At 59.8% G+C, this 8,504-nt stretch carries 9 protein-coding genes; all 9 read right to left on the bottom strand.

All coding sequences use genetic code 11. From position 1 onward, the window contains the following. Positions 1–550, bottom strand: a 550-nt coding sequence (locus NW819_RS12410; protein WP_414413930.1) for an ABC transporter ATP-binding protein, incomplete at its 3' end; no start/stop codon positions are given. Positions 551–604: 54 nt separating this feature from the next. After that, complete coding sequence (locus tag NW819_RS12405) at positions 605–2,392, bottom strand: MBL fold metallo-hydrolase (protein WP_414413929.1); 1,788 nt, start codon at positions 2,390–2,392, stop codon at positions 605–607. A 256-nt stretch (positions 2,393–2,648) separates the two neighbouring features. Continuing rightward, the gene (locus NW819_RS12400) at positions 2,649–4,139 is read right to left on the bottom strand and encodes a cellulose synthase (protein WP_414413928.1); all 1,491 of its coding nucleotides are present in this window, start codon (positions 4,137–4,139) and stop codon (positions 2,649–2,651) included. A gap of 226 nt (positions 4,140–4,365) precedes the next feature. Continuing rightward, entirely contained in the window at positions 4,366–4,635 is a 270-nt protein-coding gene (rpmA, locus tag NW819_RS12395; protein ID WP_011432382.1) for a 50S ribosomal protein L27, read from the bottom strand. Between the two features lie 76 nt (positions 4,636–4,711). Next, positions 4,712–5,137: a 50S ribosomal protein L21 gene (gene rplU, locus NW819_RS12390; RefSeq protein ID WP_011432383.1), complete on the bottom strand. Its 426-nt coding sequence runs from the start codon at positions 5,135–5,137 to the stop codon at positions 4,712–4,714. Positions 5,138–5,422: 285 nt separating this feature from the next. Next, complete coding sequence (locus NW819_RS12385; RefSeq protein WP_414413927.1) at positions 5,423–6,181, bottom strand: photosystem reaction center subunit H; 759 nt, start codon at positions 6,179–6,181, stop codon at positions 5,423–5,425. 36 nt (positions 6,182–6,217) lie between these two features. After that, the gene (locus tag NW819_RS12380; protein ID WP_011432385.1) at positions 6,218–6,499 is read right to left on the bottom strand and encodes a chaperone modulator CbpM; all 282 of its coding nucleotides are present in this window, start codon (positions 6,497–6,499) and stop codon (positions 6,218–6,220) included. Beyond that, on the bottom strand, positions 6,496–7,431 hold the full coding sequence (locus NW819_RS12375; RefSeq protein WP_011432386.1) for a DnaJ C-terminal domain-containing protein: 936 nt from the start codon (positions 7,429–7,431) through the stop codon (positions 6,496–6,498). The genes NW819_RS12380 and NW819_RS12375 overlap by 4 nt, the downstream gene beginning before the upstream one ends. 153 nt (positions 7,432–7,584) lie before the next feature. Continuing rightward, positions 7,585–8,346: a ChaB family protein gene (locus NW819_RS12370; protein WP_414413926.1), complete on the bottom strand. Its 762-nt coding sequence runs from the start codon at positions 8,344–8,346 to the stop codon at positions 7,585–7,587. Positions 8,347–8,504 lie beyond the last annotated feature (158 nt).

The raw sequence follows: 8,504 nt of genomic DNA, 5'->3' as shown, positions 1-8,504 counted from the left end.
CAATCGCCACCCGCTGCTGCTGGCCGCCGGAGAGTTGGGCCGGACGCTGCTGCAGTTTGCTCCCCAAGCCTACTTGTTCTAGGGCTTGCTTGGCCCGCCGGCGTTGCTCCGGCTCCGGGATCCCAGCATAGGCCAAGGGCAGCATGACGTTCTCCAGCGCTGTCAGGACGGGCAGGAGATGGAACTGCTGGAAGACAAAGCCGATTTTTTGGTTGCGAATGTGGGCCAAATCGCGATCGGTCAGGGTGGAAACTTCCACCCCATCCAGCCAGTAGCGCCCTGAGCTGGGCCGATCCAAGCAGCCGATGAGGTTCATCAGGGTGGATTTGCCGGATCCAGAGGGCCCCATAATGGCGCAATACTCTCCCGGCTGGATCGCCAAGTCGATATCGTAGAGGGCCTGAAAACTGCCCTCCGGCAGTGGATAGACTTTGCTCACCCCAACCATCTGCACTACGGGCGGGCTGGCCGCAGCCAAGGCCTCGGCTGGGCGCTCCAGGGATCCGACCGGCCCACGGCGATGATTTGCCCAGGAATCTTGCTCAAGCATGGTTGGCACCGCGACTTGCCCCATTCTAGCCTTTGGGCTTCCCTGGCTTGACGGCTAACCGGAAGAGCGGATCTCCTGCGGCTGATGGTAGGGGCAGCTCCCCTGGGGATCCACCCTGAGGCGGTAGAGGGGGGAACGCTCCTGATCGCAGCGAAAGGCTTGGGCTTGGGAAGTCAAGATCTGGCGGGCAAAGCGACAAGTTTGGCACTTTTTGCCACCGTGATGACTGGATACAGAAGGCTGTTTTGGACGCGGCACGATCCCTGCTGGAGAAGGGGCAGCCTCTGCCGGGCGGATCAGCTCCCGTGGAGAAAGGCCGCGCAGCACCAGTTCGGATCCCTGCCAGCGGGCTTCCACCAGGCCGGTATCGGCCCAGGCCGGCCAACGGGGATCCTGGGTAATCTGGGGCGGCAGACGCACCTGTACCCCCGCCAAAGCCCGCGGCGAGCCCTGCTCCTGCCAAACTTCTTCCACCTCCCCCTCGTAGCGCACAGCGGGATCCCTGATCTCGGCGGGGGAACCGGCCTTCAGCTCCGCGAGCCTAACTGGGGTTTGTAGGTGCCCATCGGGCAACTCCAGCCAATGCCCAGGCTGAGGGCAGTGGACATGGTAGCGATTGCACAGCTCCGGCAGATCCGCCAGATCTTGAGCCTGCTTGGGGTCGGCGTGAACCAAGACCAAATGCTGGGGGCGAAAGGTGTGGATGATCTGGGTGAGATGCCCGACATCGTTGTGGCTGTGCCAGGTTATCCATTCAACGGCAATGCGGGAGCGCAGCGGCGCCGGCCAACGCTCAAACGGGGTAGCCAGTTCCACCTCTGGCAGCCGCACCAGCAGACAGGAGCGCTGCGGTTGGGCCAACAACCTCGACCAAATTGGATCCCAAGCCTCAGGCCCAGCATCGGCGTCGCACAGCAGCAAGCCTTGGGGCAGAGGATCCGCTTCGGTAAGGGGCTGAACCCGCGGCTGCAGGCGGTCTTCCCAGAACAAAGGCTGATAGGTGGCGAAATTGCGCACCGGCTCCGGCAGGTAGGTGAGCAAGCGCTCGTAGAGATTGCAGCCTGCCGCCAGCCCCGGCGCCACCCATATCTTGAGCTCTTGGGGGGCTTGGGTAAAGCGGTGGTGGGCTTTGAGGAGAAAGATCAGCTCCTGCCCCAACCCCAACACTGGCAGGGGAAACAGCACCGTTTGCCCCGCTTCCAAGGCGCTGAGCAACCGCTCCACCAGGCGATTTTCCAGGTGACGACGGGGTGGATGGCGGGTGGATCCCAGCGAAGCCTCGATGAGCAACACGTCCGGCTGCCAGTGGCGCAAAGCAATGAGATCCAAGCCGGGGGCAAAGCGAGTTGAGGCCAGGGAACAGTCGCCCGTGTACACGCAGGCTTGGGCCGGAGTGGTTTGGGTATTTTGCAGCAGGGTTGCCGCCGCTCCCGGCAGATGCCCAGCCGCAAAGAAAGTGAGCATCAGATGGGGCAAAATCTCTCGCGCCCGGCCCAAAGGCAGCGCCCGAAAGGGGGGAAAGCGAATGTCCCGGTCGTAGCCTGGCCAAACGCCACACTCCCACAGACCAGCGGCCAAATGAGCAGTCACCGGCGTGGCGTAGAGAGGTACCTGAGGGTAACGACGATGAAAAGCAGGTAGCCCTTGCACATGGTCAAAGTGAGCATGGCTGCAGATTACCGCATCCGGGATCCCTGGCAGAGCCTTAAAGAGGGCAGGAGCGGGCAACCCGCAATCGAGAAGCAAACGGTGGGATCCCATCTCCAGCCAATAGGCACAGCCCTGCTGCCAGGGATCCGTACCCAGGGGGAGCAGTCGAAGGGGGGGTCTCTCTGACTCCACAGGTGTGTCGTTCTGAACCTAGAAGACCGCGTTCAATCCTGCAAACAGGAGGGGCGACTTGGCCAGGGATCCCCCCTCTCCACCGGTACACCTCCCCGGAGAGTTGGAGACAACCTGTGCCGATCCACTTATCCTACACTTCTCACAGCATAGCGTTTGCCCACCATCTGCCGCGGCAGCCTGCCATTTCATCCATGCAGCAGCTGAATGGATGTGGGGATTTGGTTTTGCGATGAACTTGTCTTGGCTTGGCAGCCTATGGGTCGGCGCTCTCTTCTGTCGCCGCAGCGGCGCTGCTGCTGGGAAAAGCAAAGCCGGCAAAATCGTGATCGTCGGGGCGCACCGTCAGGATCATCAGGTTGTAGAAGGCCCAGACCAAGCCAAACAGCAGCTCAGGCCAAGAGGGATCCCAACTGCCGGCAGAACGCAGGGATCCCACCCCCATAGCCAGAAAAGTCAGCACAATAGCCAGAGCCTGAGGTCCTAAGGAGAGCTGGGAAGGCTGCTCGGGATAGGGGGGCACTCCCTGCAGACTTTGCACCAGCGCCTGGATGGACTGAAAAAACTGGCTGCCCGTCTGCCGTTCCGACTGCCAAGCTGCCCCCCACAAATGCGGGGGAAAGGCCAAGAGCCAACTGATGCGCCCTAGGAGAGCATAAGGCAAAAACCACGCGAAGAAGACCCGGTTGAAAGCCGGCACCGGCATCCACCCTGTGCAGAGAAAGACCATCGGCACCGCCAAGTAGACCAGCTCCGCCATCCCACCGGCAGCCCAGAGGGCCAGCCACAGGTATTGAAAGCGCTGCTGCTGCGTGGTCGGCTTGCCCCAGAAGGGATTTTCCCTCAAGGCCGAAAACAAAGCCAGCAAAGCAACGCGGCGGTTGCGCAAGGGCAACAAAACACCCGTAACCTGGGTTTGGCGAACCAATTGAGACTGCCAGCCGCGGCAGTGCATCTGACACCCCAACTGCACAGGGCGACGAATGTCGATCCGCGGGATCCCCTCCAAGGCTGCCCGCCGGATGAGACAGCCAGAACCCAACAGGGGTGCCGCCTGGTAGCCCTGGGATCCCACCGCCAAGAGCTGCTGCAGTGGGTGAACGGCTCTGGGCTGGCCTAGGGTGCGCAGCATTGCCTGCACAAAGCCAGTTCGGTTGACAATTGGAGCCCGCTCCGGCGAGTCGTAAAAGTGGGGCAAGGTCTGCCACAGGAAGTCCCGCTCGAGAAAATGGCCCGGCTGTACTAGGAGCAGATACTCCCCTTGGATATGAGGGGATCCCATTGCATAAGCCAGGGGGTCGGCTGTGGGGCTAGGGCAGGCCCAGTATTCGCAGGGAATGGCCCGGGCCGCCTTGGCCATCTCCTCATCCTCTACCCGATCCACAATGTGGACAAACAACCGCTCCCAAGGGTAGTCGAGGTGCAGAGCCGAAAGCACTGTTTGCCGGGTTGCCTCCAGAGAATCCCACCGGCGCAGCACCAGCACATCCACTCGCGGTAACTGGAAAAACGACCGCCGCAGGACCTCTGGGGATGGGAGCGTCTCTCTCGGCACCTGGGGATAGCGGCTGAGGGTAAAGCCCACCGCCGCCAGCCAAACATACAGCTCTGCCCCCCAAAACAAAAGGGATCCCAAATCCATCAACCCGGCTGTCAGTCGCCAGTAGAGGTACATCACCCCGGCAATGAGGTGAAGCAACCCTGCCCAGCGAAACAAATACACCCGCATCAGCTTTCTGCCTTCCACGCTTTTGCCATTTTCGCCCTCGAAGGGGCAGGGATCCCTAGCTCCTCTTCTCTTCCGGCTGGCCCCAATCCTCAAGAACGAAAAAAGTTCAGGAATCAGCAACAGCAAAACCCTGTCTGCTCTGGAGCAGACAGTTTTCAGCCCGGCAAGCAGCTTGGTCGACAGAAGCGAGAATCTTCTCTTGCGGAAGAAACTCTCCCAGGCAGTTTCAAAGCTGGGCCTTTCCCTACTGGGCAGCCACCTCAGCTGGGTAGACACTCACCTTTTGCCGCCACTTGCCATAGCGCTCAAAAGTCACAATACCGGTGACCACAGAATACAAGGTGTCGTCGCCGCCGATGCGCACGTTCACCCCTGGGTGAAACTTGGTGCCCCGCTGCCTGACCAGAATGTGGCCGGGATGCACCAGCTCGCCCCCATAGCGCTTCACCCCCAGCCGCTTGGCATTGGAATCTCGACCGTTGCGAGTGCTGCCCGTTCCCTTCTTATGAGCCATGACGCCTCCTATGCAACTGCGTGATCAACAGAAACGAGATAAAAAAATCGGGATTCAGGACACCTGAGTTCAGAGTTTATTCCTCATCCGCAGGGATCCCTGTCGCCGCTGCCGAAGGGGCTGCCTCTGGGTTAGACTCTGGAGCCGCTTCCGTACGGGATGGTGCCGTGGCTAGGGGCACCCCATTGAGTTCAATAGACTCGATCAGCAGACGGGTCAGCGGTTGCCGATGACCCCTCTTTTTGCGGGTCTTTTTCTTTGGCCTCATCTTGTAGACGATGATTTTATCGCCGCGCCGATGCTGTAAAACCCGTGCCCTGACGACCGCCTCCGAAACGTAGGGATGCCCCAACGTGATTTGTCCCTCGTGGTTGATCAACAGCACACGAGACAAATCGAAGGGGCTGTTCTCCTCCACTTCCGCCAGGCGATCGACCTCGTAAAAACGCCCCGGCTCCACCCAAAGCTGCTTACCGCCGGTTTCCACAATTGCGTAAGTCATCTTTCTCCCTGCCGTACAGGTGCCCTGCGGGGGTCTTGAAACCTGATCCGAGCATTGACAGCGATCTTAGATCGTAGCCGAAAAAGCCGCCGTCCGTCAGCTGGGTTTGGTCGAGGACTGGCTTGCAACAGTTCCGGTCGAGCAGTGGGACGGACTCCCCAAGCACCTCATGCTGTTGCCCCCCAGCCCCTTTCCCAGAGGAAGAGGGGAGTTGGGAAGCAGTTGGGAAGCAAATGTGCAGCATCTGAGGCGACCGCAGGCCAGAGGTTGCAGAGTCATTCTTTGCTATTCGGTCAGCTTCTCCCAAGCAGCCTGAAGGGCAGCCTGCATGCGCTGAGCGGCGCGGCTGAGGCGATGTTGCCAGGTTTCCCACTTGTGTTGCAGAAACTCTGCCGCCTCGTCCAGTAGGGAGAGATCGAACTTGCCCCCTTTGGCCAGCTCGTCCCGCACCTGCTTCACCTTAACGCGCACCACCTCCGGCGGATCCTGTGGGCCAACCAACGCCTTGAGGCGATCCCCCATGCGCTGGATAAGCTGTTTCACCTGCCGAGATTTTTCGCTCCAAAAGTTCTTCAAGCCTTCTGCTTCCGATTTCAGCCGCTGCGGAGCATCCTCCTTAACCACCACCGCGTCCACATCAATGGCTTCCACATCCTCAGGCAGGAGAACGGCGCGCCCCCCCCAAGGCTCGGCAATGCTGCCACCCAGAATATAAGCGGCAATGGATCCGGTCTCCCAGTCAAAGAGAAAATCCTCAATCCAGCCGACCTCTCGATTCCCAATGCGCACTGTGCGACGGTAAAGAGAGCTGATGGGGGTTAGGGGGGTAGCAAAAACGGTGGAGTAGGTCAGCAGCGCGTCTGGCCCGATGAGAGAAATCTGCTCCAGGGGGGTGTACCCCTGCTGGCTGGTGAAGTAGCATACCCGCCCTGTTGGGTCAACCCAGATTTCTTCTACGGTACCCAAGGCGGTAGCAGTGCTGCCATCGAGGGCCAGCAGGCCCACCACTTGGCTACGTCGGATGATCTGTTCCATAGGGTTCATCGAAGTTTATCTCCTTGATGGGTTGGCTGGGCAGCCTCAAAATCCGCGGTAGTGGCGCAGTTGCCCCCTGAGCCGGGCAATTTCCTGAGCCATGTCCAAGACCATCGCTGCCCCCGTCCAGTTAAGCCCCAAGTCTCGGTGTAGGCGGCTCATTTGCAACAACCGCCTGAGCTGTTGGGGGGTCAGGTAGCTGCTCTCGGCCTCCACTAAGCCTTGGGCCAGCAGCCATTCCAGCAGGTGGGGAGGGATCCCCAGCAGTTCCGTGGCCTGCTCGAAGGTATAGAGCCGTTCTTCTACCCGCACAATGGCCAAACTCATAGACTCACCTCCTGCAAGTGGGCGCGGGGATCCCAGCTACGGCTTTGCCGCAGCTTTTCGTAGAGATCCCGTTCGGTCTGGGAAAGGGATTTGGGCGCCACCACCTTCAGCCGCACCAGCAGGTCGCTCCGCTGGCCTTGGGGATCCCGCCAGCCTTGGCCCCGCAGCCGCAGGGTTTGGCCGCTGTCTACCCCGGCAGGGATCCTCAGTTGCACGCGACCCGTAGGGGTGGGAACTTCCGCCGTCCCTCCCAAAGCCGCCTCGTCAGGAGTAATGGGCAGCTCGCAGAGCAGGTTGTCTCCGTCAAAGCGGAAGAAGGGATGGGGGGGCAGCTCCAAAGTGAGGTAGAGATCCCCTCTTGGCCCGCCAAAGGGGCTGACCTGGCCTTTGCCCTTGACGCGGATGCGACTGCCCGGCTTAGCGCCGGGGGGAATGCGGATAGTTAGCGTTTCTCCATCTAGGTTCAGCCGTTTCTGGGTGCCGTGGAAAGCTTCTGCCCAGCTGAGACCCAGAGTGCCCTCCACATCCTGCCCCGGCAAATCCACCGAAACAAACGGCCCAAAGCCGCCGGCGAAGCCCTGGAACCCGCTGCGGCGGGAGCCCATACGGCCCAGCAGCTCGTTGATAAACTCCTCGAAGCTGGCGTATTGGGCGAAGCCCTCCATGCCGGGCATTCCAGCAGCAGAACCAGTACCCACCCGCTGCCAGTACTGCCCAAACTGGTCGTAGCGCCGCCGCTTCTCTGGATCAGAGAGCACCTCGTAGGCTTCGTTGATCTCCTTGAAGCGCTCCTCTGCCGCCTTATTCCCAGGGTTGACATCGGGGTGATACTGGCGGGCCAGCTTGCGATAGACGCGCTTGATTTCCTCGGCAGAGGCATCTCTGCTGACGCCCAGGATCTTGTAATAATCCTTGAAGTCACTCGCAGCCATAGGCTCACCCCTGCAAGGTTAGGTTAGAGTTTTTCGGGCTATTCTCAGGATATAAGGTTGCAGCTAAAAAATTGGAGCAGACCCAGAACACGTACAGGCAGAGCGGCGAGATGGCGCTTTACTGTGCTCTCGCTACTTCGGAAACTTTTTGGGCTAGGGCTTGTGTTTGGAGAAGATCCCTTTCTCATCTCGTGTGAAAATTTGCTTGACCTTTTCCCAAGCTTTGAGGAGTGCATGGGTGGAGTTATTGCTCTCTTGTTTGGCTTGGTTGTAGGCTTCCACAAAGGTTTGCTGCGCTTCTTCCGAGAGGTCAGCGCGGATTTCCGGCGAGATGCTCTCTGGGGTTAAGTCTCCCTCTGGCTCACCGGGCAAGTTCAAGTCGGCAATGGAAACTTCCTCTCCGCCAGCACTCTGCAGCAGCAAGTAAATTTCGCCCGACTTCTCTTCCGGTACTTGCACCACCAACAAGAACTCGCCCGCCTGTACCCGGGTTTGGTAGATGGCGGCTTTCTCCTGCGGCATACCCAAGGCAATCAGGGCGGATCCCAGGCCCGCTCCCAGTGCTCCGTACAAAGCGCCGCCCGTTGCCCCCAACAAAGCGGCTCCCAGAGGCCCAGCGGCCACCACTGCCCCCAAAAAGGGAATGAACAGCACCCCCACGCCAGTGAGCAGCCCCAGCAGGGATCCGAACAGGGATCCATAGATGGCCCCATTGGTCAGACCGTCCAGAACCACCTCTTTGCGGGTGATAAACCCGGTAATTTTGGCTTCGGTTTGAAAGTTGCGGCCAATAATGGAGATGCAATCGTTGGGAATGCCACGGTTCAAAAGCCGCTGGATACACTCTTGCAGCTTGCCCTCTTCTTTGAAGGCGGCGGAAACACACTTTTTGGGAGCTTGGGCAAAAGCGCTCATACGCAATCTCCTGCTGAGTTTTACAGTGCCAAGGCAGGTTTTTTAACCTTTTCCCTGCTACTACTCTCGTCTATTGTCTCCCCTCATCAACAAAGGATCCAGTCGCAGAATCGCGAACCCCCTGGAGAAATCTCCGTAGTAAACTACCCGACTCCGAC

The sequence above is a fragment of the Synechococcus sp. R8-2 genome, assembly GCF_047461715.1.
Taxonomy (GTDB): domain Bacteria; phylum Cyanobacteriota; class Cyanobacteriia; order Thermostichales; family Thermostichaceae; genus Thermostichus.
Note: the sequence above shows the minus strand (reverse complement) of the source record. Positions and strands in the feature narration are given on the sequence as shown.

What these genes read in the sequence shown, in the direction of transcription:
- rpmA (WP_011432382.1), bottom strand. Translation starts at nt 4,635, where the DNA reads ATGGCTCATAAGAAGGGAACGGGCAGCACTCGCAACGGTCGAGATTCC.
- rplU (WP_011432383.1), bottom strand. Translation starts at nt 5,137, where the DNA reads ATGACTTACGCAATTGTGGAAACCGGCGGTAAGCAGCTTTGGGTGGAG.
- NW819_RS12385 (WP_414413927.1), bottom strand. Translation starts at nt 6,181, where the DNA reads ATGAACCCTATGGAACAGATCATCCGACGTAGCCAAGTGGTGGGCCTG.
- NW819_RS12380 (WP_011432385.1), bottom strand. Translation starts at nt 6,499, where the DNA reads ATGAGTTTGGCCATTGTGCGGGTAGAAGAACGGCTCTATACCTTCGAG.
- NW819_RS12375 (WP_011432386.1), bottom strand. Translation starts at nt 7,431, where the DNA reads ATGGCTGCGAGTGACTTCAAGGATTATTACAAGATCCTGGGCGTCAGC.
- NW819_RS12370 (WP_414413926.1), bottom strand. Translation starts at nt 8,346, where the DNA reads ATGAGCGCTTTTGCCCAAGCTCCCAAAAAGTGTGTTTCCGCCGCCTTC.